The organism is Streptomyces sp. NPDC058257, from assembly GCF_042881845.1.
In the GTDB taxonomy this organism is placed as follows: domain Bacteria; phylum Actinomycetota; class Actinomycetes; order Streptomycetales; family Streptomycetaceae; genus Streptomyces.
In genome coordinates this window covers 104,943-125,510 of sequence record NZ_JBHVXJ010000023.1, presented here as the reverse complement: position 1 = coordinate 125,510, position 20,568 = coordinate 104,943, and the positions used below count along the sequence as shown (strand labels likewise).

Sequence of the window (20,568 nt, the reverse complement as noted above, 5' to 3'; positions counted from 1 at the left end):
GTGGTGAGGGCCCCACCCGACGTCGTCGGGTGGGGCCCTCACCACAGGGACGCAGCAACTCCACCCCGTTACACGGCCTTTCGCGCTCTCACGCATCCCGCCGAAGGAGCAGACGGATCAGCTCCGTCGTCTGCCCGCGCCGCGCCCAGGCGATCCACGCCAGCGGCAGGATCAGGATGAGCGGCGTGGCGGCGTTCTCCCCGCCGAGCGCGGCCACGCTCACGATGAACGCCCCGATCATCAGCCCGATGAGGGCCGTCGCGCCGACGGAACTGAGCACCGGGATCAACAGCGCGATCCCACCGAGCACCTCCAGTGCGCCGATCACGTACATCCCCGGAGCGCCCCACCCGAGCTTCTCGAAGGCCTCGACCGCCGTGGGGTGCGCGATCAGCTTCGGCGCCCCGCTGGCGAGGCCGAAGAACAGGGCGAGCACCACCTGAATCGTGCGCAGCGCGATGCGGACGGGGCGGCGACCGGCTGCGGCGGTGCTGGTGGAAGCGTTGGTGACGGAGGTGGCACTGGCGGAGGTGGCGGCCGTGGTCATGGTGATCTCCTCGGTGAGCAGGGGCTGTTGTGCTGTCACCGTGATAGACCGCCCCGCCCCGCGGAACTCATCGCCCGGCGGGGCATCTCATCTCTCCGCGCGACCGCCCCGGGTACCGGACCCCCTCCGGCAGCCACGTCAGCCGACCGGCACCGCCCTCACCCAGACTCCGTCCTCCGTCAGATACTTGTCGACCCTCAGCCCCGCCTCCCCCAGCGCCTGCTCGAACTGCTCCTTCGTGAGCGGACGGGCGGGGAACGTCTGGGTCCACACGGCGTCCGGGAAGACGTACTCCGCGTGCACCTCATTCACCCCGTCCCCCACCGGCTCCGCCGACACGATCCGCACCGTGTACCCACCGGGGTCGACACGCTCTCTCGGCAGGTTCGTGTGGTAGTCCGCTCCCTCCCGCTGGATCAGCACGCAGCCGTCGTCCGTCACATGGCTCCGGCAGGCTCGCAGCATCCCGCGCCGCACCGACACGTCGCCGTCGTGCACCAGGAACGAGGCGAGCATCACCACCTCGAACCGCTCGCCCAGGTCGAGCTTCTCGATCGGGCTCTGGATGGCGCGCACCCGCCCGTCGAGCGCGGCGACCTTCTCCAGCATCTCGGCGGACTCGTCCACCGCAGTGACCCGGAACCCCCGTTCGAGCAGTGGACGCGTCACCCGTCCCACGCCACTGCCCAGCTCCAGAATGTGCGCCCCTGCCGGTACCGCACCGGCGATGACGTCCGGCTCGTCCCCGACGGAAAGCCGCGCGTACAGATCCACCGCACAGCCGTCCGGCGTGATCGTTCCAGGGCCCGTCCCCTCGTGTCCCTCACGCATCTCAGTAGTCATGCCCCGTCAACGAAGCGCTCCGGACGCCCGTTCCCCCCTCTCCCCGTGGCCACACGGTCTACAGCGAGAACCGGCCACGCTCTCCGTACCGATGACCCGACGCATCTACGATCTTGAGGCCGCCGGCCCTTCCGGTCCACCACCCACGGGTGGATCCTGGAAGGTGGAGACAGAGGGAGACAGCTGGAGGCGCGCAGCGAGCGCGAACAGCGGCGGAGAGGGAGGAGATGACCTCTCGTGATGCGAACAGGCAGTGAACCGGTGACCGCGCGCAGTCCTCTGCGCATGCGCTTCTGGTTCAGCGTGTGGGGCCTGGCCTGGGCGACGTTCGGCACCATCGCCTTCGCCCTCGTGGGACGCCCCGGCTGGGCGGTGGCCTGCGGCGCGCTCTGGCTGATCGTCACCGCCGACATGGCGATGATCCTGCGCCACATCCACCAGGGCCCGCACTATCAGCCGGGCCGCGAGACCCCGCCGTACGAGCCCCCGAGGACCGGCTGACGCTCAGGGGCCAGTCGGTCGGCAGAGGCCAGTCAGTCGGCAGAGGCCAGCCGGTCGGCAGAGGCCAGTCGGCAGGGGCTACCCCCCGGCGCCCGCGTCGCCGTCGTCGAAGCGTGCCGCCGCCAGATACTCCGGCTGCGGGTCGAGCGCCGCGGCGAGGCGGAAGTGGCGCCGGGCCTGGTCGGGCCGCGCCGCGCGTTCGTAGGTGCGGGCGAGCGCGAAATGGGCGAACGCGTTGTCCGGTTCACGTTCCAGGACGATGCTGAACTCAAGCTCAGCGGCGCGCAGTTGAGCTGCCGCGAAGAAGGCACGGGCCCTCAGCAGCCGCGCCGCCGTGTTCTCGGGGTGGGCCGCGATGACCGTGTCGAGCAGCTTCACCGCGCCTCGGGGATCCCGCGCGGCAAGGAGCTGCTCCGCCGCACGGAAGTCGATGACATGGGTCTCCGGGGTAATTTCGGGCACACGTGACTCCTTCCCTCGCTGCTCAGTCTCAACGCCCGCAACTCCGACGCCTATTCCGCCGAGCCGCTGCCCCGCCGCTCCGCTAGGCCGCCCGCGCCCGCCCCGCGAGGTCCGCCCACACGTCGCTGACGCGCTGTCGCAGGCCTTCGAGCGGGCCGTCGTTGTCGATCACGATGTCGGCGATCTCCAGGCGCTTCTCGCGCGTGGCCTGAGCGGCCATCCGCGCGCGGGCGTCCTCCTCACTCATGCCGCGCAGCCGCACGAGACGCTCCAGCTGGGTCTCGGGGCTCGCGTCGACGACGACCACCAGGTCGTACAGCGGCGCCAGGCCGTTCTCGGCGAGCAGGGGCACGTCGTGGACGACCACCGCGTCCCGCGAGGCCGCGCCCTCCAGCTCCGCGGAGCGAGCGCCGACCAGCGGGTGCACGATCGAGTTCAGCACGGCCAGCTTCTCCGGGTCTGCGAAGACGATCGAGCCGAGCCTCGGACGGTCGAGGGAACCGTCGGGGGCGAGGATCTCCTGACCGAAGGCCTCGACAACATCCGCCAGTCCCGGAGTTCCCGGCTCCACCACTTCCCGCGCGATCCTGTCGGCATCGATCAGTACGGCTCCGGACGCGACGAGGAGACGAGACACTTCACTCTTGCCGGCGCCGATACCACCGGTCAGGCCCACCTTCAGCATGACCGGCAGCTTAGGGGGTGACGTTGCGCCCCGCCCCCTCGGTACCGGCTACGCGTCGCCCTCGCGCTCCGCGAGGAAGCGCTCGAACTCCTTGCCGATCTCGTCGGCCGAGGGGATGTCCACGGGCTCCGCGAGCATATTGCCGCGCGCGTCGGCGCCGGAAGCGGCGTCGTACTGGTGCTCAAGCCCCTGCACGAGGGCGACCAGTTCCTCGTCACCCTCCTGGATCTGCCGGTCGATCTCGGTCTGGGTGCGGTGCGCCTCGGTGCGCAGGCTGTGCGCAACGCTCGGCAGCACAAGGCCCGTCGCGGCGGTGATCGCCTCCAGGACGGTCAGGGCGGCGTCCGGGTACGCGGAGCGCGCGATGTAGTGCGGGACGTGCGCGGCGACTCCGAGCACGTCGTGGCCCGCTTCAAGGAGTCGGTACTCGGCGAGCGCCGCCGCGCTGCCGGGCACCTGCGCCTCGTCGAAGGGGCTGCGGTGCCCCGGCACCAGGTCGGTGCGGTTGCCGTGCGGGGTGAGACCCACGGGGCGGGTGTGCGGCACGCCCATGGGAATGCCGTGGAAGTTCACCGCGAGGCGCACGCCGAGCCGCTCCACGATCTGCTCGATCGCCGCCGCGAAACGCTCCCACTCGATGTCCGGCTCGGGCCCGGAGAGCAGCAGGAAGGGCGCCCCGGTGGCGTCCTGGAGCAACCGCACATCGAGCGTGGGCACCTCGTAGTCGGCCCAGCGGTCACGCCGGAACGTGAGCAGCGGGCGGCGCGCGCGGTAGTCGACGAGCCGGTCGTGGTCGAAGCGCGCCACCACCTGACCGGGCAGGCTCTCCGTGAGCCGTTCGACGATCTGGTCGCCGGTCTCGCCCGCGTCGATGTAGCCGTCGAAGTGATAGAGCATGACCAGTCCGGCCGATTCCTGGGCAAGCGCCATGTCGACGACAGCGAGGCCCTTCGGCTCCCATGCGTACAAACCCTGCGGATCAAGCACTGTGACCGCTCCTCGCCCTCTGCGTCGTGACTCGTACAGCAGAACGCCCGCAACGGCCTTGGCATTCCCTCCCGCATCTGTTCACAGCGGCTTCTTACAACACCCATGGACAGACCCCGAGTTCACGGCGGCGGGGCGGCCTCCCCCACCCGACGTGGTCCAGACCTTGACGCGAACATGACCCACCTCTACGTTCATGTGCACACCCAGTGTTCACGTACAAGAACCGGAGGGTCACCCCACATGCGCACCCGACGCACCCTGCTCATCTCCGCGCTCACCGCGGCGGCCGCCACCGGAAGCCTGGCCTTCGTGGCCACCGCCTCCCCCGTATCGACGGCCGCCGGGACCATCGAGGTCTCCACGGCGGCCGAGCTGAAGTCCGCGCTCACCAGCGCCTCCCCTGGCGACACGATCCACCTCGCCGACGGAACGTACACCGGGAACTTCAAGACGAGTACGGCCGCGAGCTCAGGCGCCCGCATCACCCTGACCGGCTCCTCGAAGGCCGTGCTCACGGCGGGCGGCGGATACGGACTGCATTTGAACGGCGCCTCCTACTGGACGGTGAAGGGCGTCACCGTCACGGGCGGCCAGAAGGGCATCATGATCGACTCCGCGAAGGGCGTCGTCGTGGACACCGTCACGGTCCACGGCCTCGACATGGAGGGCGTGCACTTCCGGAAGTCGAGCACCGACGGCGTCATCAAGGGCTCGAAGATCTACGACACCGGCAACGACGACCGGGGCATGGGAGAGGGCGTCTACGTGGGCAGCGCCAACACGCTCTCCGACAAGAGCGACAACGTACAGGTACTGAACAACACGATCGGCCCCGACGTGGGCGGTGAGGCCGTCGACCTCAAGGAAGGCACCACCGGCGGCAAGGTCTCCGGCAACACCTTCGACGGCAAGGGCCTGACCGGCAACAACTACGACGACTCGTGGATCGACGTGAAGGGCAACAACTACGTCATCGAGAGCAACACCGGCAAGAACACCACGAACAGCGGCTACGAGACCCACAGCCAGCAGTCCGGCTGGGGCTGCGGCACGGTCTTCCGCGGCAACAAGTCCGACCTGAGCGGCTCGACGGGCGACAAGCAGCTGGCGATCAACGTGACCAACTTCAGCGGCAGTTGCAAGACGACGGTGTACGCGAGCAACACGGTGACGGGCGGCAAGGGCCTGACGAACATCACGGTGACGCCCTGAGGGAAGGGCAACGTCCCGAAGGGACGAGCCCTTAGGAGCGCGGGGAACTGCGCGACCAGCCCCCACCAGAACCGCACCCGAAACAGAACAACGGGCCCGCACCTCCGAAGAGATGCGGGCCCGCAGCGTTCAGCTACCGCCTAGAGAGAGTGACGCGCGGTCAGCTCTGACCGCCGGCAAGCTTCTCGCGCAGAGCGGCAAGCGCCTCGTCCGACGCCAGGGCGCCGGAGTTGTCGTCCGACTCCGAGGAGTACGAACCGCCGCCGCCACCACCGCTGCCACCGGCAGCCGGAGCACCGGTCGAGGAAGCGGGAGCCGCAGCGCCCTCCGCCTCGGCCTGGGCGTCCGCCTCGCGGGACTTGATGACCTGAGCCTGGTGCTGCTCGAAGCGCGTCTGCGCCTCGGCGTACTGGGTCTCCCAGACCTCACGCTGCGACTCGAAGCCCTCGAGCCAGTCGTTGGTCTCGGGGTCGAAGCCCTCGGGGTAGATGTAGTTGCCCTGGTCGTCGTACGACGCGGCCATGCCGTACAGGGTCGGGTCGAACTCGACGACCGACGGGTCGGCGCCGAAGGCCTCGTTCGCCTGCTTCAGCGAGAGGCTGATGCGGCGACGCTCGAGGTCGATGTCGATGACCTTGACGAAGATCTCGTCGTTGACCTGGACGACCTGCTCCGGGATCTCCACGTGGCGCTCGGCCAGCTCGGAGATGTGGACCAGACCCTCGATGCCCTCGTCGACGCGCACGAACGCACCGAACGGAACGAGCTTGGTGACCTTACCGGGAACAACCTGCCCGATCTGGTGCGTACGGGCGAACTGCTGCCACGGGTCTTCCTGCGTCGCCTTGAGCGACAGGGACACGCGCTCGCGGTCCATGTCCACGTCGAGAACCTCGACGGTGACTTCCTGGCCGACCTCGACAACCTCGGAGGGGTGGTCGATGTGCTTCCAGGAAAGCTCGGAGACGTGCACGAGACCGTCGACGCCACCGAGGTCCACGAACGCACCGAAGTTGACGATCGAGGAAACGACGCCGGAGCGGACCTGGCCCTTCTGCAGGGTCGTGAGGAAGGTCTGGCGGACCTCGCTCTGGGTCTGCTCGAGCCAGGCACGGCGGGACAGGACCACGTTGTTGCGGTTCTTGTCCAGCTCGATGATCTTGGCCTCGAGCTCCTTGCCCACGTAGGGCTGGAGATCGCGGACGCGGCGCATCTCGACGAGGGAAGCCGGCAGGAAGCCACGGAGGCCGATGTCGAGGATGAGACCACCCTTGACGACCTCGATGACGGTACCGGTGACGATGCCGTCTTCTTCCTTGATCTTCTCGATCGTGCCCCAGGCACGCTCGTACTGAGCGCGCTTCTTGGACAGGATCAGACGGCCTTCCTTGTCCTCCTTCTGGAGAACCAGGGCCTCGATCTCATCGCCCACGGCGACGACCTCATTGGGGTCGACGTCGTGCTTGATGGAAAGCTCGCGAGACGGGATGACGCCTTCGGTCTTGTAACCGATGTCGAGCAGGACCTCGTCCCGGTCGACCTTCACGATGACGCCGTCGACGATGTCGCCGTCGTTGAAGTACTTGATCGTCTCGTCGATCGCGGCGAGGAAGGCTTCCTCGTTACCGATGTCGTTGACCGCTACCTGCGGGGTGGTGGAAGCGGTGGTCTCGGTGCTGCTCGTCATGTGGGTAAGGGCTCCGGTACGGACAGTGAGTCGTAGGTACTGCTAGCGCCGGAACCGATTTCGCTCTGAAGAGGCCGGACAGCCCTGGAAGCGCCGATTCCTGAGTTTCCGAAGAAACGGAAAGGCGCCTCGACGACCGAGGGGTCTTACAACAGACGCGAGCGCATCCCGCTAGGTCTGAGGACGGCAGGCTCGCAGCGCAACTTGTAGCATACGGGGGCAGCCGGACAGGGTCAATGCGCGAAGGCGCACACCCGGGGCGGATCGCCGCATACCCGGCACAAATGCTGTCGCATGAGGCCACACCGGCCGCACCGCGCCCTGTCGCGACGCACTCCGGCCCGACCCCGCCACTGCCCAGCTGCGACGATCCGTGACAAGCCAGACGGAAGAGTACGACGATGGAGCCGATCATCCAAGAGTCCGAGCTGCCCGAGACGCCCGAACCGGAAGCCACCCGCCGCGCGGCCGATTTCACGGAGAGCAGTCGCGCCAATCGCGGCTGGTGGGACAGGAACGCGGACGACTACCAGATCGAGCACGGCACCTTCCTGGGTGACGACCGGTTCGTGTGGGGTCCCGAAGGACTCGACGAGGTGGAGGCCGAGCTCCTCGGTCCGCCCGAGGAGCTGGCGGGCAAGGACGTCCTGGAGATCGGCGCGGGTGCGGCGCAGTGCTCGCGCTGGCTCGCCGCGCAGGGTGCGCGCCCGGTCGCCCTCGACATCTCCCACCGGCAGTTGCAGCACGCGCTGCGGATCGGCGGCGGGGTGCCGCTGGTGGAGGCGGACGCGGGGGCACTGCCGTTCGCCGACGGCAGCTTCGACCTCGCGTGCTCGGCGTACGGGGCTTTGCCGTTCATCGCCGACCCGGTGCGGGTCCTCAAGGACGTGCACCGTGTGCTGCGGCCCGGCGGCCGCTTCGTGTTCTCGGTGACGCACCCGATGCGCTGGGCCTTCCCCGACGAGCCGGGCCCCGAGGGCCTCTCGGTCGCGGCCTCGTACTTCGACCGCACTCCTTATGTGGAGCAGGACGAGGACGGGAACGCCGTCTACGTAGAGCACCATCGGACGGTCGGCGACCGGGTGCGGGACGTGGTGGCCGGCGGTTTCCGGCTCGTCGATCTGGTGGAGCCGGAGTGGCCCGCGTGGAACACCCAGGAGTGGGGCGGCTGGTCCCCGTTGCGCGGGAATCTGATCCCGGGGTCGGCGATCTTCGTCTGCGTACGAGACTGAGTGCGTGATCCGTCTCCGTAACGAAGCCCTGGACCTGCCCGTGCGCGGCGCGCTGCCCGCGCTGCGCTCCGCTCTGGAGGGGCCGGGAAGCGCCGTGCTGTGCGCGCCTCCCGGTACGGGCAAGACGACGTTGGTGCCGCTGGCGCTCGCGGGGCTTCTCGGGGACGCGCCGGTACGTCGGGTGGTGGTCGCGGAGCCCCGGCGCATCGCCGCTCGGGCCGCCGCGCGGCGGATGGCGTGGCTGCTCGGCGAGAAGGTCGGGGAGAGCGTCGGCTACACGGTGCGCGGTGAGCGTGTGGTGGGCCCACGCGCGCGCGTGGAGGTCGTGACGACCGGTGTCCTGTTGCAGCGGCTGCAGCGGGACCAGGAGTTGACCGGTGTCGACGTGGTGATCATCGACGAGTGCCACGAGCGGCATCTCGACGCCGACACCGTGGCGGCGTTCCTGGTCGACGTACGGGCCGCGCTGCGCCCCGAGTTGCGCCTGGTGGCCGCGTCCGCGACGACGGACGCGCAGGGGTGGTCGCGGATCCTCGGGGACGCTCCCGTGGTGGAGGCGCGGGGCACCTCGTATCCGGTCGAGGTGGTCTGGGCGCCGCCCTTGCGTCCGGTACGGCCGCCGCACGGGATGCGGGTGGATCCTGCGCTGCTCACGCATGTGGCGGCGGTGGTGCGGCGGGCGCTGACAGAACGGGACGGCGACGTCCTGTGCTTCCTGCCCGGGGTCGGTGAGATCGCGCGCGTGGCGGGACAGTTGGGGGACGCGTCCGCGGAGGTTCTGCAGGTGCACGGGCGCGCGCCCGCCGCGGTGCAGGACGCGGTGCTCGCGGGCTCGGCGGGCGGCGAGCGGCGGGTGGTCCTCGCGACGTCGGTGGCGGAGTCGTCCCTGACGGTGCCCGGCGTGCGCGTCGTCGTCGACGCGGGTCTCGCGCGTGAGCCACGGGTCGACCACGCGCGCGGGCTGAGCGCGCTGACGACGGTACGGGCTTCGCAGGCGGCGGGCCGGCAGCGGGCGGGCCGCGCGGGACGTGAGGCGCCGGGCGCCGTGTACCGGTGCTGGGCGGAGGCCGAGGACGCCCGTCTGCCGCGCTTTCCGGCGCCGGAGATCAAGCTGGCCGACCTTGCCGCGTTCGCCTTGCAGACGGCCTGCTGGGGCGATCCTGACGCCTCCGGGCTCGCCCTGCTCGATCCGCCGCCGGGTGGTGCGATGGCGGCGGCCCGGGGCGTCCTGGCGGCGGTGGGGGCGGTGTCCCCGGAGTCGGGGCGGGTCACGGAGCGAGGCTCGCGGATGGCGCGGGTCGGCCTCCACCCCCGTTTGGCGCGGGCCCTGCTCGACTCGGTCCCCCTCGTGGGGGCGCGCCGTGCGGCGGAAGTGGTCGCCCTCCTCAGCGAGGAGCCGCCGCGTGAGTACGGCGACGACCTCGCGGCGGCGTGGCGCGCCGCCCGGCGGGGCGGGGACGGGTACGCGGCGCGGTGGCGCACGGAGGTGCGGCGTCTGACCGCTGCGGCGGGGACGCCGGGAGCCGATACGGCGGCAGCGGCGGCTTCGGCGCCCGCGCGGAGCTCCGGAGCCGGGGACGAGCACGTCGCGGGACTCGTTGCCGCGCTCGCCTTCCCCGAGCGGGTCGCCCGGGGGCGTGGGGACGGCTCGTATCTCATGGTGAACGGGACCCGGGCCGAGGTGCGGACGGGGTCCGCGCTGACCGGCGCGGAGTGGATCACCGTTGCCGTGGCCGACCGGCCGGTGGGCGCCGGGCACGCGCGCGTGCTGCTCGGCGGACACATCGACGGGGACGTCGCCCGGAGCGCGGCCGCGTCCCTGTACAGCGAGGGGGACGAGGTCGCCTGGGCCGACGGGGATCTCGTCGCGCGGCACGTCGAGCACCTGGGGGCCGTGGAACTCGCGGTGCGTCCCCTGAGGAAGCCCGCCCCCGGACTCGTACGAGAAGGGCTGCTCGCGGGGCTCAGGGAAGAAGGGACCGCGCTGCTGCACTGGTCCCAGGGTGCCCGGGAGCTGAGGGAGCGGCTCGCTTTCCTGCACCGGCATCTCGGGGCTCCCTGGCCCGACGTGTCCGAAAGCGCCCTGCACGCGCGCGTGGACGAGTGGTTGGAGCCCGAGCTCTCGAAGGCGCGGCGCCGGGCGGACCTGCGGCGCATCGACGCGGGGCAGGCGCTCAACCGGCTTCTGCCGTGGGCGACCGGCGAAGCCACCCGCCTCGACGCGCTCGCCCCGGAGCGGGTGGCGGTGCCCAGTGGCTCCAGGATCCGGATCGACTACTCCGACCCCGAACAGCCCGTGCTCGCCGTGAAGTTGCAGGAGATGTTCGGGCTCGCCCAGACCCCTCGCATCGCGGACGGCGGCGTGCCCGTCCTCGTGCATCTGCTGTCCCCCGCCGGACGCCCGGCCGCCGTCACCGCCGATCTCGCCTCCTTCTGGCGGGACGGCTACCGGGCGGTGCGGGCCGAGCTGCGCGGGCGGTATCCGAAGCACCCGTGGCCGGAGGACCCGGTGGCGGCCCAGGCGACGCGCTTCACCAACGCGCGGCTCAGGCGTTGACCGGTTCCGGCTCGGGCGCCTGAGTGGGTTCCGGGTCACCGGGCCTGCGGCTGCGGGCCTCGAGCCAGAGGGAGAGGGCGAGCAGGAGCAGGCCGAGGCCCAGGAAACCCCAGGGGAGGTAGGACGTCAGGAGGAGGACGAGGACGCGCTGGGACTTCACCAGGGCGACGGTGTCCTTGATGTAGTCCTCGCGCATCTTCACGTGGCCGGCGAAGACGGTGACCTTGTCCCGGCCGCCCAGGAGGGTGCCGCCGCGCAGTTCGTTCTTCTGGATCTCCTCGCCGTAGACGGGAGCCCCGGTGGTGGGGTCGACCCAGAACTTGCGGACGGTGGTGTACCAGCGCGTGGTGCCGGTCTTGGCGAGGGACTCCGGGGTGATGCCCTTGACCGGCATGGTCCTGGGGAAGGGCACCTTGGTCCAGGGGATGGTCTGCTCGAAGTAGTAGACCTCCACGCCGCGGAACGTCTGCGTGCCCTTGTAGTGGATGGGCTTGGTGACGCGGGCCTGGGCGTCGAAGTACTCGTAGTCCCGCTTCTCGGTCAGGAAGGGCCACTTGAACTCGATGCCCTCGCGCTTGACCGGGTCCCCGTCGACCATCTCGCCGGTCGCGTGCACCGGTTCCTGGCTGTGTGCGTCGAAGATGTAGCGCTCGGGGACCTTGGAGACCATCTTTCCGTCCCCGTCCTGTACGTAGGAGAGGGCGTCCCAGACGACGACGTCACGGTCCGCGCCTTTCTCGATCTTCTCCGAGGCCTCCACGTTGCCCTTGAGCGTCTGCACGATGGTGACCTTGTCGATCTTCTTGGCCCGCATGCTCCCGTAGTCGATGAGTGTCGGGCTCTTCGCTTCGAGGACCGCCTCCTGGTACTGGCCCGGCGGGATCTTGGCCAGGCGCGGGAAGGCGTACCAACGCATGAGCGGGGACATCGCCGTGAAGAACACGGCGAAGGCGAGCAGGATCAGGCTGGCCTTGCGGCGCATCGCGGCGGCCCTCCCTACGGGTGCTTGGGGACGGTGGTGAGCAGGGGCTCGGGCGATGTCTCGCCGGGTGGGGCCCCCATCGCCGTGATCGTCATGACCAGGGCGAGGGCGACGGCAAGACCGGTCGCGGCGGCGATGAGAGCACGCATGCGGATCCTCCCGAGGCGGGAAAACTGCTGACACTGATGAACGTCGACAAACACTGATCAACACTGATGGACACAGACCATGAGCTGACAGGTCGTCAGGGCTGGGGCACCGTAGCAACGCGGCGGCCAGATGAGAACACGTTGCACACACACGAACGCCCCTGCGCCGGGCGGGCGCAGGGGCGTTGCGTGCGGGGCGTGCGTGCGGGGCGCGGGACGCGCGTGCGGCTAGGCCGCGGGCGCCGCCACCTTCAGTTCGACCGTGAGCGTCGCGCCGCCCGCGGTGGTGACGCGGAGCAGGAACGTGCCCGCGTCGTCGTCCGCGTACATCTTGGGGAGCTTGAGCACGCCGTTCGCGTCGGTCTTCAGGGCCTTGAGGGTGCGGACCGGCTTGCCGTCCGCGCCCTTGAAGTACGGACCCTTGTCGTTGGCCGTGGCGCCGGCCGCCGACTTGATCATGGTCGCGGTGGCCGCGACACGGTCGGCGGCCTCGCCCTCGTACGTCGCCTTGACCTCGACCTGGTCGGCGAACTCCTTGCCCGGCTCGCAGATCAGCGCCTTGTCGCTGGTCCTGGCCAGCTTGTCGGCCTGGCGCGCGGTGACCGTCGCCGTGTGGTCGAGGCCGGGCAGTGAGCGGCCGACGACCTTGGCCCGGACCGTGAACTCGCCCGTCTTCTCGCCCGCCCTGAGCGCCGGGGCGGTGGCCTTGCCCGAGGCGCTCGTGGTGACGGTCGCGCTGGTGGCGCCGCCAGGGAAGCGCGCGTCGGTGTCACCGACGATCGAGAACTTCACCTTGACCTTGGCCACGCCCGAGCCCGACGCGGACTCCGTGCGCACCGCGACGTGCTCGGTGAAGGCGTCGCCCGCCGTCGCGGAGAGCTTGCCGGTACCGGCGTTCTCCAGGCTCGCGACCCGGTCGGTGGGCGAGGGGGCCGGAGTGGACGGGTCGGGGCTCTGGGAGCCGCCGCCGTTGCTCGGCGGCTTGGACGGGCTGCCGCCGCCGCTGCCGGGCTTGGACGGCTTCTCGGGCTTGTGGGTGCCGGGAGCGGACGGCTTCGTCGAGGGCGAACCGGACGTCGAGGGTGTGGGGGACGTGCTCGGGCTCGTGCTCGGGCTCGTGCCCGGGCTGTCGCCGTCGCTGAGGTCGCCCGGCAGGTCGCCCGTGCCGTCGGGGATCTCGCTGACGCCCTTGCGGTAGTGCTCCAGCCACGTCAGGACCGTGTTCAGGTAGTCCGTCGAGTGGTTGTAGCTGAGGATCGCCTTGTGCAGATCGGCCTCGACGGACAGGTCGCGGTCGCTCGCGCAGAGATAGCTTCCCGCGGCGAGCGCGGCGTCGTAGATGTTGTTCGGGTCCGTCTTGCCGTCCGCGTTGCCGTCCTTCGCCCAGGTGTCCCACGTCGAGGGGATGAACTGCATGGGGCCGACCGCGCGGTCGTGCGTCTTGTCGCTGTCGTACGCGCCGTTGTCGGTGTCGGTGATCTTCGCGAAGCCGTCGCCGTTGAGAACGGGGCCGAGGATCGGTGCGATCGTCGTGCCGTTCGCGTCCACACGGCCGCCACGCGCCTGGCCCGACTCGACCTTGCCTATCGCGGCGAGCAGCTGCCAGGGGAGGTTGCAGCCCGGCTTGGAGGTGGCCAGGGACGCCTCGGCCTTCTTGTACGCGTCGAGGACGGTGGCCGGGATCTCCGATTCGGTCTCGTCGTCGCCGCCGTCGGGCGCTCCGGTCGGCGGGACCGGGGTCTTCAGGTCCGGCAGGTCGGTGTAGTACGGGGAGTTGCCGGTCGCGGAGTCCTCGGGTGGCTGCGTGGTTTCGGACGCCCCCGCCCGCTCGTCGCGCGGGACGTCCGTCACGCCCGGTGCCTGGGACGCCGCGAGCGCCGCCACCGCTGCCGCGGCCACCGCGGTGGTCACCGCTCCCCTGCGCATCCGCCTGCCGAATACCGCCGCCATGACTGTGGACCCCTCCCCTTGACGACTGTGCCTGTCGCCACCCGCTCTGTGGTGTTTTCCGTTGCGCTCCCCAGCGGGCCGACTCAGGCGACACTACGACAACTTCCGGCGCCCAGACACCCGTTCGTGCCCGATTTTCACCGGTTGGCCGTGCTCCGTTCGGTCGGGGCCTCGGGAGGGACGTCATCGGATCCCTCGGCCGAGCCGTCGTACGGCGCCGAGCCGTCGGACACTTCGCTGATCTCGCTCTCCGGGGTGAGCTCCCGGACCGCGGAGCGGCCCTTGGCGAGCGCGCGGTGCACGGCCTGAGCGACGCGTTCGATCGTACGGACTCCGTACTTCATCGTGGGGTTGTCGTGCGAGAGGACGACGATGCGGTAGGCACGGTCGCGGGCCCTCGTTGTCGGCTCGGCCGCCGGTTTCGTCGTCGTCGCCTTCTCCTTCTCCGCCGCCTTCGCTGTCGACGGTCCGGCGAACGCTCCGATGCTGTGTACCCGCCAGCCGTGCGTGGACCGGGGCAGCCAGCCGTTCTTGAGGTACGCCTTGGTGCCGCGCGGCATTCCGGCGGGCACGCCCCAGCGCTGGTCGCGCCGCACCTCGTTCAGCTGCTTCAGTCCGTACGCGCGTGAGCTCGCCCTCAGCAGGGCACGGGCTCTGGCCCGGTGAGGACGCCGAGGAGTTTGAGCTGGTCGGCCGCGGAGGTGCGGGTCAGGCCCCAGAGGCCGTACGGGTTGAGCGTGGTGGCGGTGGTGCCCGCACGGCCCAGATAGCGGGCCACGCAGGGCTGGCCCAGACGGAGACGGTGCCCCGCCGGGCCGCCAGGACGGCGCGGATGTCGCGGGGTTTGCGGGGCTCGGGGGCGGGGTCCACGTGGGTGAGGGCGCCGGGGGCTCTCCCCTGAATCGCCGGACGGGCTGAGATCTTCAGCCCGTCCGGCGATTGAGGACGAACTCGGCGAAGCCGGTGATGACGGCGCGCCCAAGGAACGCCGCTCAAGCCCGACGCAGTCAGTGCGCCGCCGACTCCCAGTCCGCCCCGACTCCCACCGACACATCCAACGGAGCCCGCAGCGACGCCGCGCCCGCCATTTCGTGGCGGACGATTCCCTCCACCTCGGCGCGCTCGCCCGGCGCGATCTCCAGGACGATTTCGTCGTGGACCTGGAGCAGCATCCGGGAGTCGAGCTTCGCCTCCGTCAGGGCGCGGTGCACGTTCAGCATGGCGATCTTGACGATGTCCGCGGCCGTGCCCTGGATGGGCGCGTTCAGGGCCATCCGCTCGGCCATCTCACGGCGCTGGCGGTTGTCGCTGTTGAGATCGGGGAGATACCGGCGGCGGCCCAGCATCGTCTCCGTGTAGCCCGTCGCGCGGGCCTCGTCGACGGCTCGGCGCAGATAGTCGCGGACGCCGCCGAAACGCTCGAAGTACGTGTCCATCAGCGCGCGGGCCTCGCCCGCCTCGATGTTCAGCTGCTGGGAGAGGCCGAACGCGGAGAGGCCGTACGCGAGGCCGTACGACATGGCCTTGATCTTGCGGCGCATCTCGGCGTCGACGGCGGAGCCATCCACGCCGAACACCTGGGACGCCACGGTCGTGTGCAGGTCCTCACCCGACGCGAACGCCTCCAGGAGGCCCTCGTCCTCGGAGAGGTGGGCCATCACGCGCAGTTCGATCTGGCTGTAGTCCGCGGTCATCAGGGACTCGAAGCCCTCGCCGACCACGAAGCCGCGGCGGATCGCCCGGCCCTCGTCCGTGCGCACCGGGATGTTCTGCAGGTTCGGTTCGGTGGAGGACAGACGCCCCGTCGCCGCGACCGTCTGGTTGAACGTCGTGTGGATGCGGCCGTCCGCGGCGATCGCCTTGATCAGACCCTCGACCGTGACGCGCAGCTTCGCCTGCTCGCGGTGGCGCAGCATGATGACCGGCAGTTCGTTCTCGGTCTGGGCCGCGAGCCAGGCCAGGGCGTCCGCGTCCGTGGTGTAGCCGGTCTTGGTCTTCTTCGTCTTGGGGAGGTTCAGCTCGCCGAAGAGGACTTCCTGGAGCTGCTTGGGCGAGCCGAGGTTGAACTCGTGGCCCGCCGCCTCGTGCGCCTCCTTCACCGCCTGCTGCACCGCGCCCGCGAACTGCTGCTCCATCGCCTCCAGATGGGCGCGGTCCGCCGCGATGCCATGCCGCTCCAGGCGGGCCAGGAGGGTGGACGTCGGCAGTTCGATGTCCGTGAGGAGATTGCCCGCGCCGACCTCCTCAAGCTTCTCGCCGAAGGCCGTGCCCAGGTCGAGGATCGTGCGGGCCTGCGACATCAGCGCGTCGGCCTCGGCCCGGTCGTCCTCTTCTTCCGTACCGAAGGCGAGCTGCCCTTCGGGGGCGGACGCGGGCGCCAGCTCCCGGCCCAGGTACTCCAGGGAGAGGGCGTCCAGGGCGAAGGAGCGGCGGCCCGGCTTGACCAGGTACGCGGCGAGCGCCGTGTCCATGCCGACGCCGTCCACGGTCCAGCCCTGTTCCGGGAAGACCCGCATCGTGGCCTTGGCGTTGTGCAGGACCTTGGGCTTCTTCGGGTCGGCGATCCAGGCCGCGAAGGCGTTCTCGTCGGCCTCGTCCAGGCGGGAGGGGTCGAACCAGGCCGCCGCTCCCCCGGCCGCCGCGAGGGCGACCTCGGTCACCGAGCCCGTGCCGAGCTGCCAGGTGTCGACCGTGGCCACGCCCAGGACGGCCTTGCCGTGCTCGGCGAGCCACGGCGCGAGCTCGCCCGCGCCGAGCACCGAGCCGTCCAGCTCCACGCCCGGCTCGGCCGGGGCCTCGTCGGCCTCCTCGGCGCCGGGGTCGACGGCAAGGAGACGCTCGCGCAGCGAGGGGTTGCGGATCTCCAGGGTGTCCAGGACGAGGGCGAGGGCCGTGCGGTCGTACGGAGCGCGCTCCAGGTCGGTGACCGCCTTGGGAAGCTCGACGTCGCGCACCATCTCCGTGAGGCGGCGGTTCAGCTTCACGGCGTCCAGGTGGTCGCGGAAGTTCTGCCCGGCCTTGCCCTTGACCTCTTCGGCACGCTCGACGAGGTCCGCGAAGGAGCCGAACTGGTTGATCCACTTCGCGGCGGTCTTCTCGCCGACGCCGGGGATGCCGGGGAGGTTGTCCGACGGGTCGCCGCGCAGGGCCGCGAAGTCGGGGTACTGGCTGGGCGTGAGGCCGTACTTCTCCTCGACCTTGTCCGGTGTGAAGCGCGTCAGCTCGGAGACGCCCTTCGTGGGATACAGCACCGTCACGTGGTCGGTGATCAGCTGGAAGGAGTCGCGGTCGCCGGTGACGATCAGGACGTCGAAGCCGGCCGCCTCCGCCTGGGTGGCGAGCGTGGCGATGACGTCGTCCGCCTCGAAGCCGTCCACCGCGAACCGCACCGCGTGCATCGCGTCGAGCACCTCGCCGATCAGCTCGACCTGGCCCTTGAACTCGTCCGGGGTCTTGGAGCGGTTCGCCTTGTACTCGGGGAACTCCGAGGAGCGCCACGTCTTGCGCGAGACGTCGAAGGCCACCGCGAAGTGCGTGGGCGCCTCGTCACGCAAGGTGTTCGCCAGCATCGACGCGAAGCCGTAGATCGCGTTCGTCGGCTGGCCCGTCGCGGTCGTGAAGTTCTCCGCGGGCAGCGCGAAGAACGCCCGGTAGGCCAGGGAGTGCCCGTCCATGAGGAGCAGGCGCGGACGCTGCTCGCCACTCGGCTTCGTCGCGGTCTCGGACTTCTTCTTCGCTGCTTTTTCTGCCACGTCCCCGATCCTGCCACGCCCCACTGACACTCAGGCCCAACCCTCACCCGCGGCCGCGCTGTCACTGCCGCGTGGGAGGATCGAAGACGTACCTCACGCACGTGCTCGAAGGGGAGCCGACCATGGCAAGGAAGTCGCCCAAGGGTGATCCGGTCCAGGACGCACCGCAGGTCGCCGAGGTGCAGCACGCCGCGGCGGGCCTTCCCGCCATCGGGCACACGCTGCGCATCGCCCAGCAGCAGATGGGGGTGCGCCGCACGGCGCTGACCCTGCTGCGGGTCAATCAGAAGGACGGCTTCGACTGCCCCGGCTGTGCCTGGCCCGAGCCGGAGCACCGGCACAAGGCGGAGTTCTGCGAGAACGGCGCGAAGGCGGTCGCCGAGGAAGCCACCCTGCGCCGCGTCACCCCCGGCTTCTTCGCCGAGCACCCCGTGACCGACCTCGCCACCCGCAGTGGGTACTGGCTGGGTCAGCAGGGCCGCCTCACCCACCCGATGTATCTGGCGGAGGGCGCCGAGCGCTATGAACCCGTCCCCTGGGAGCGGGCCTTCGACATCATCGGCGAGGAACTGGCCGCCCTGGACAGCCCGGACGAGTCCGTCTACTACACCTCGGGCCGCACCAGCAACGAAGCGGCGTTCCTGTACCAGCTGTTCGCCCGCGAGCTGGGCACGAACAATCTGCCCGACTGTTCGAACATGTGCCATGAGTCGTCCGGCTCCGCCCTCACGGAGACCATCGGGGTCGGCAAGGGCAGCGTCCTCCTTGAGGACCTGTACAAGTCGGATCTGATCATCGTCGCGGGGCAGAACCCGGGCACGAACCATCCGCGCATGCTCTCCGCCCTGGAGAAGGCGAAGAACAACGGCGCGAAGATCATCACGGTCAATCCGCTGCCCGAGGCCGGCCTGGAGCGCTTCAAGAATCCGCAGACCCCGCAGGGCATGCTCAAGGGCACCGCCCTCACCGACCTCTTCCTGCAGATCCGCCTCGGCGGCGACCAGGCCCTGTTCCGTCTCCTGAACAAGCTCATCCTCGACACGGACGGCGCGGTCGACGAGGAGTTCGTCCGCGAGCACACCCATGGGTACGAGGAGTTCACCGAGGCCGCGCGCCGCGCCGACTGGGACGAGACCCTCGCCGCGACCGGCCTCCCCCGCGAGCACATCGAGGAAGCCCTCGCCATGGTCCTCGCCTCCGAGCGCACCGTCGTGTGCTGGGCGATGGGCCTGACCCAGCACAAGCACGCCGTGCCGACCATCCGCGAGGTCGTCAACTTCCTTCTGCTGCGCGGCAACATCGGCCGCCCCGGCGCGGGCGTGTGCCCGGTGCGCGGGCACTCGAACGTGCAGGGCGACCGCACGATGGGCATCTTCGAGCGGCCCGCCCCCGCCTTCCTCGACGCCCTGGAGAAGGAGTTCGGCTTCGCCCCGCCGCGCGAGCACGGCCTGGACGTCGTCCGCGCGATCGAGGCGCTGCGGGACGGCAAGGCGAAGGTCTTCTTCGCGATGGGCGGCAATTTCGTCGCGGCGTCGCCCGACACGGACGTGACGGAGGCGGCGATGCGCAAGGCCCGCCTGACCGTCCATGTGTCGACGAAGCTGAACCGCTCGCACGCCGTCACGGGCGCGCGGGCGCTGATCCTGCCGACGCTCGGCCGCACCGAGCGGGACCTCCAGGGTGGCGGCGAACAGTTCGTGACCGTCGAGGACTCCATGGGCATGGTGCACGCCTCGCGCGGCCGTCTGGAGCCCGCGAGTCCGCACCTGCTCTCCGAGCCGGCCATCGTGTGCCGCCTCGCCCGCCGCGTCCTTGGTCCCGAATCGGCCACGCCCTGGGAGGAGTTCGAGAAGGACTACGCCACGGTGCGCGACCGCATCGCGCGCGTGATCCCCGGCTTCGAGGACTTCAACGTCAAGGTGGCCGACCCCGCGGGCTTCGCCCTGCCGCACGCCCCGCGCGACGAGCGCCGCTTCCCCACGGCCACCGGCAAGGCGAACTTCACGGCGGCCCCCGTCGAGTTCCCCGACCTGCCGGAGGGGCGGCTGCTTCTGCAGACGCTGCGCTCCCACGATCAGTACAACACCACGATCTACGGCCTCGACGACCGCTACCGAGGCATCAAGAACGGCCGTCGGGTCGTCATGGTCAACCCCGATGACGCCCGCGATCTCGGCCTCGCCGAAGGGTCGTACGCCGACCTCGTCAGCGAGTGGAAGGACGGCGTCGAGCGGCGCGCGCCCGGCTTCCGGATCGTGCACTATCCGACGGCCCGGGGCTGCGCGGCGGCGTACTACCCGGAGACGAACGTCCTGATCCCGCTGGACGCGACGGCCGACACGAGCAACACCCCCGCCAGCAAGTCCGTCGTCGTCCGCCTGGAACAATCGGGAACCGACTGAGCGTTCGCTCAGCAACAGGTGAGGACGACGGACGGAGCAGGGTCCCATGGGCGAGCAGCACAGCGTGAAGTTCCCGCAAGAGGTCATCGACGAGTACGCGGCGCTCGGCGTCGACCTGCCCGCCCTCTTCTCCGCGGGCGACCTCGGCACCCGCATGGGCGTCCAGATCGTCGAGGCCTCCGCGGACCGTGTCGTCGGCACCATGCCGGTCGAGGGCAACACCCAGCCGTACGGCCTGCTGCACGGCGGCGCCTCCGCCGTCCTCGCCGAGACCCTCGGTTCGGTCGGCTCGATGCTGCACGGCGGGAGCAAGAAGCTCGCCGTCGGCGTCGACCTGAACTGCACCCACCACCGGGGCGCGCGTTCGGGCCTGGTCACCGGCGTGGCGACGCCCGTACACCGGGGTCGCTCGACGGCGACGTACGAGATCGTCATCACCGACGAGCAGGACAAGCGGGTGTGCACCGCGCGGCTGACCTGCCTGCTGCGTGACGTGGAGCCCAACGGCTCTGCCGGATAAGACGGTTGAGGGCGGCGCGCCCCCACACGATCAGGAGTTCCCCCACACGATCGGGAGTTCCCCACGGGATCAGGCGCGCCCCACGCATTGTCGGAGC

General features: G+C 70.3%; 18 protein-coding genes. 6 read left to right on the top strand and 12 right to left on the bottom strand.

Annotation, left to right across the window (positions count from 1 at the left end):
• Nucleotides 1-88: 88 nt before the first annotated feature.
• Together ACFVXC_RS36515 and ACFVXC_RS36510 are read right to left on the bottom strand one after the other, a co-directional pair.
• A complete protein-coding gene (locus ACFVXC_RS36515; protein ID WP_389914603.1) occupies nt 89-547 on the bottom strand; it encodes a DoxX family protein in 459 nt (152 codons plus the stop codon).
• Between the two features lie 138 nt (nt 548-685).
• Nucleotides 686-1,378 carry a class I SAM-dependent methyltransferase gene (locus ACFVXC_RS36510; protein WP_389914624.1) on the bottom strand — a complete coding sequence of 231 codons (693 nt, stop codon included), beginning with the start codon at nt 1,376-1,378 and terminating at the stop codon, nt 686-688.
• Between the two features lie 252 nt (nt 1,379-1,630).
• Between ACFVXC_RS36510 and ACFVXC_RS36505 the strand changes: the two genes are divergently transcribed.
• On the top strand, nt 1,631-1,891 hold the full coding sequence (locus tag ACFVXC_RS36505; protein WP_389914600.1) for a DUF6343 family protein: 261 nt from the start codon (nt 1,631-1,633) through the stop codon (nt 1,889-1,891).
• 78 nt (nt 1,892-1,969) lie between these two features.
• Here ACFVXC_RS36505 and ACFVXC_RS36500 read toward each other — a convergent pair whose 3' ends face one another.
• The 3 genes from ACFVXC_RS36500 to ACFVXC_RS36490 form a co-directional block, all read right to left on the bottom strand.
• Nucleotides 1,970-2,353 carry a tetratricopeptide repeat protein gene (locus ACFVXC_RS36500; protein ID WP_389914597.1) on the bottom strand — a complete coding sequence of 128 codons (384 nt, stop codon included), beginning with the start codon at nt 2,351-2,353 and terminating at the stop codon, nt 1,970-1,972.
• Nucleotides 2,354-2,435: 82 nt separating this feature from the next.
• Entirely contained in the window at nt 2,436-3,038 is a 603-nt protein-coding gene (gene coaE, locus ACFVXC_RS36495; RefSeq protein ID WP_389914594.1) for a dephospho-CoA kinase, read from the bottom strand.
• A 48-nt stretch (nt 3,039-3,086) separates the two neighbouring features.
• Entirely contained in the window at nt 3,087-4,025 is a 939-nt protein-coding gene (locus tag ACFVXC_RS36490; protein WP_389914591.1) for a PAC2 family protein, read from the bottom strand.
• A gap of 243 nt (nt 4,026-4,268) precedes the next feature.
• Here ACFVXC_RS36490 and ACFVXC_RS36485 point away from each other — a divergent pair, with 243 nt between their 5' ends.
• Complete coding sequence (locus tag ACFVXC_RS36485; protein ID WP_389914588.1) at nt 4,269-5,240, top strand: sheath polysaccharide-degrading enzyme; 972 nt, start codon at nt 4,269-4,271, stop codon at nt 5,238-5,240.
• Between the two features lie 160 nt (nt 5,241-5,400).
• Here ACFVXC_RS36485 and rpsA read toward each other — a convergent pair whose 3' ends face one another.
• A complete protein-coding gene (gene rpsA / locus ACFVXC_RS36480; RefSeq protein ID WP_389914585.1) occupies nt 5,401-6,927 on the bottom strand; it encodes a 30S ribosomal protein S1 in 1,527 nt (508 codons plus the stop codon).
• A 401-nt stretch (nt 6,928-7,328) separates the two neighbouring features.
• Between rpsA and ACFVXC_RS36475 the strand changes: the two genes are divergently transcribed.
• Nucleotides 7,329-8,159, top strand: coding sequence for a class I SAM-dependent methyltransferase (locus tag ACFVXC_RS36475; RefSeq protein ID WP_389914582.1), 831 nt, complete (start codon nt 7,329-7,331; stop codon nt 8,157-8,159).
• Between the two features lie 4 nt (nt 8,160-8,163).
• Complete coding sequence (gene hrpB / locus ACFVXC_RS36470; RefSeq protein ID WP_389914579.1) at nt 8,164-10,716, top strand: ATP-dependent helicase HrpB; 2,553 nt, start codon at nt 8,164-8,166, stop codon at nt 10,714-10,716.
• On the opposite strand, the gene ACFVXC_RS36465 is transcribed toward hrpB, so the two are convergent.
• The 6 genes from ACFVXC_RS36465 to polA form a co-directional block, all read right to left on the bottom strand.
• The gene (locus tag ACFVXC_RS36465; RefSeq protein WP_389914577.1) at nt 10,706-11,698 is read right to left on the bottom strand and encodes a DUF3068 domain-containing protein; all 993 of its coding nucleotides are present in this window, start codon (nt 11,696-11,698) and stop codon (nt 10,706-10,708) included. The two genes, hrpB and ACFVXC_RS36465, sit on opposite strands and share 11 nt — an antisense overlap.
• 14 nt (nt 11,699-11,712) lie before the next feature.
• Nucleotides 11,713-11,847: an SPW_0924 family protein gene (locus ACFVXC_RS36460; RefSeq protein WP_389914574.1), complete on the bottom strand. Its 135-nt coding sequence runs from the start codon at nt 11,845-11,847 to the stop codon at nt 11,713-11,715.
• A gap of 228 nt (nt 11,848-12,075) precedes the next feature.
• The gene (locus tag ACFVXC_RS36455; protein ID WP_389914571.1) at nt 12,076-13,797 is read right to left on the bottom strand and encodes a lytic transglycosylase domain-containing protein; all 1,722 of its coding nucleotides are present in this window, start codon (nt 13,795-13,797) and stop codon (nt 12,076-12,078) included.
• A gap of 137 nt (nt 13,798-13,934) precedes the next feature.
• Complete coding sequence (locus ACFVXC_RS36450) at nt 13,935-14,393, bottom strand: hypothetical protein (protein WP_389914568.1); 459 nt, start codon at nt 14,391-14,393, stop codon at nt 13,935-13,937.
• A gap of 41 nt (nt 14,394-14,434) precedes the next feature.
• The gene (locus ACFVXC_RS36445) at nt 14,435-14,575 is read right to left on the bottom strand and encodes a hypothetical protein (protein ID WP_389914565.1); all 141 of its coding nucleotides are present in this window, start codon (nt 14,573-14,575) and stop codon (nt 14,435-14,437) included.
• Between the two features lie 229 nt (nt 14,576-14,804).
• Nucleotides 14,805-17,549 (bottom strand): DNA polymerase I, encoded by a 2,745-nt coding sequence (gene polA / locus ACFVXC_RS36440; RefSeq protein ID WP_389914562.1) that lies wholly within the window; start codon nt 17,547-17,549, stop codon nt 14,805-14,807.
• 122 nt (nt 17,550-17,671) lie between these two features.
• On the opposite strand from polA, the gene ACFVXC_RS36435 reads away from it, so the two are divergent.
• Nucleotides 17,672-19,951, top strand: coding sequence for an FdhF/YdeP family oxidoreductase (locus ACFVXC_RS36435; RefSeq protein ID WP_389914560.1), 2,280 nt, complete (start codon nt 17,672-17,674; stop codon nt 19,949-19,951).
• Between the two features lie 46 nt (nt 19,952-19,997).
• Entirely contained in the window at nt 19,998-20,471 is a 474-nt protein-coding gene (locus tag ACFVXC_RS36430) for a PaaI family thioesterase (RefSeq protein ID WP_383281676.1), read from the top strand.
• The last annotated feature ends 97 nt before the right edge of the window (nt 20,472-20,568 follow it).

What these genes read in the sequence shown, in the direction of transcription:
- ACFVXC_RS36430 (WP_383281676.1), top strand. Translation starts at nt 19,998, where the DNA reads ATGGGCGAGCAGCACAGCGTGAAGTTCCCGCAAGAGGTCATCGACGAG.
- ACFVXC_RS36455 (WP_389914571.1), bottom strand. Translation starts at nt 13,797, where the DNA reads ATGGCGGCGGTATTCGGCAGGCGGATGCGCAGGGGAGCGGTGACCACC.
- ACFVXC_RS36505 (WP_389914600.1), top strand. Translation starts at nt 1,631, where the DNA reads ATGCGAACAGGCAGTGAACCGGTGACCGCGCGCAGTCCTCTGCGCATG.
- ACFVXC_RS36465 (WP_389914577.1), bottom strand. Translation starts at nt 11,698, where the DNA reads ATGCGCCGCAAGGCCAGCCTGATCCTGCTCGCCTTCGCCGTGTTCTTC.
- ACFVXC_RS36510 (WP_389914624.1), bottom strand. Translation starts at nt 1,378, where the DNA reads ATGCGTGAGGGACACGAGGGGACGGGCCCTGGAACGATCACGCCGGAC.
- ACFVXC_RS36485 (WP_389914588.1), top strand. Translation starts at nt 4,269, where the DNA reads ATGCGCACCCGACGCACCCTGCTCATCTCCGCGCTCACCGCGGCGGCC.
- rpsA (WP_389914585.1), bottom strand. Translation starts at nt 6,927, where the DNA reads ATGACGAGCAGCACCGAGACCACCGCTTCCACCACCCCGCAGGTAGCG.
- ACFVXC_RS36460 (WP_389914574.1), bottom strand. Translation starts at nt 11,847, where the DNA reads ATGCGTGCTCTCATCGCCGCCGCGACCGGTCTTGCCGTCGCCCTCGCC.
- ACFVXC_RS36435 (WP_389914560.1), top strand. Translation starts at nt 17,672, where the DNA reads ATGGCAAGGAAGTCGCCCAAGGGTGATCCGGTCCAGGACGCACCGCAG.
- coaE (WP_389914594.1), bottom strand. Translation starts at nt 3,038, where the DNA reads ATGCTGAAGGTGGGCCTGACCGGTGGTATCGGCGCCGGCAAGAGTGAA.
- ACFVXC_RS36515 (WP_389914603.1), bottom strand. Translation starts at nt 547, where the DNA reads ATGACCACGGCCGCCACCTCCGCCAGTGCCACCTCCGTCACCAACGCT.
- ACFVXC_RS36475 (WP_389914582.1), top strand. Translation starts at nt 7,329, where the DNA reads ATGGAGCCGATCATCCAAGAGTCCGAGCTGCCCGAGACGCCCGAACCG.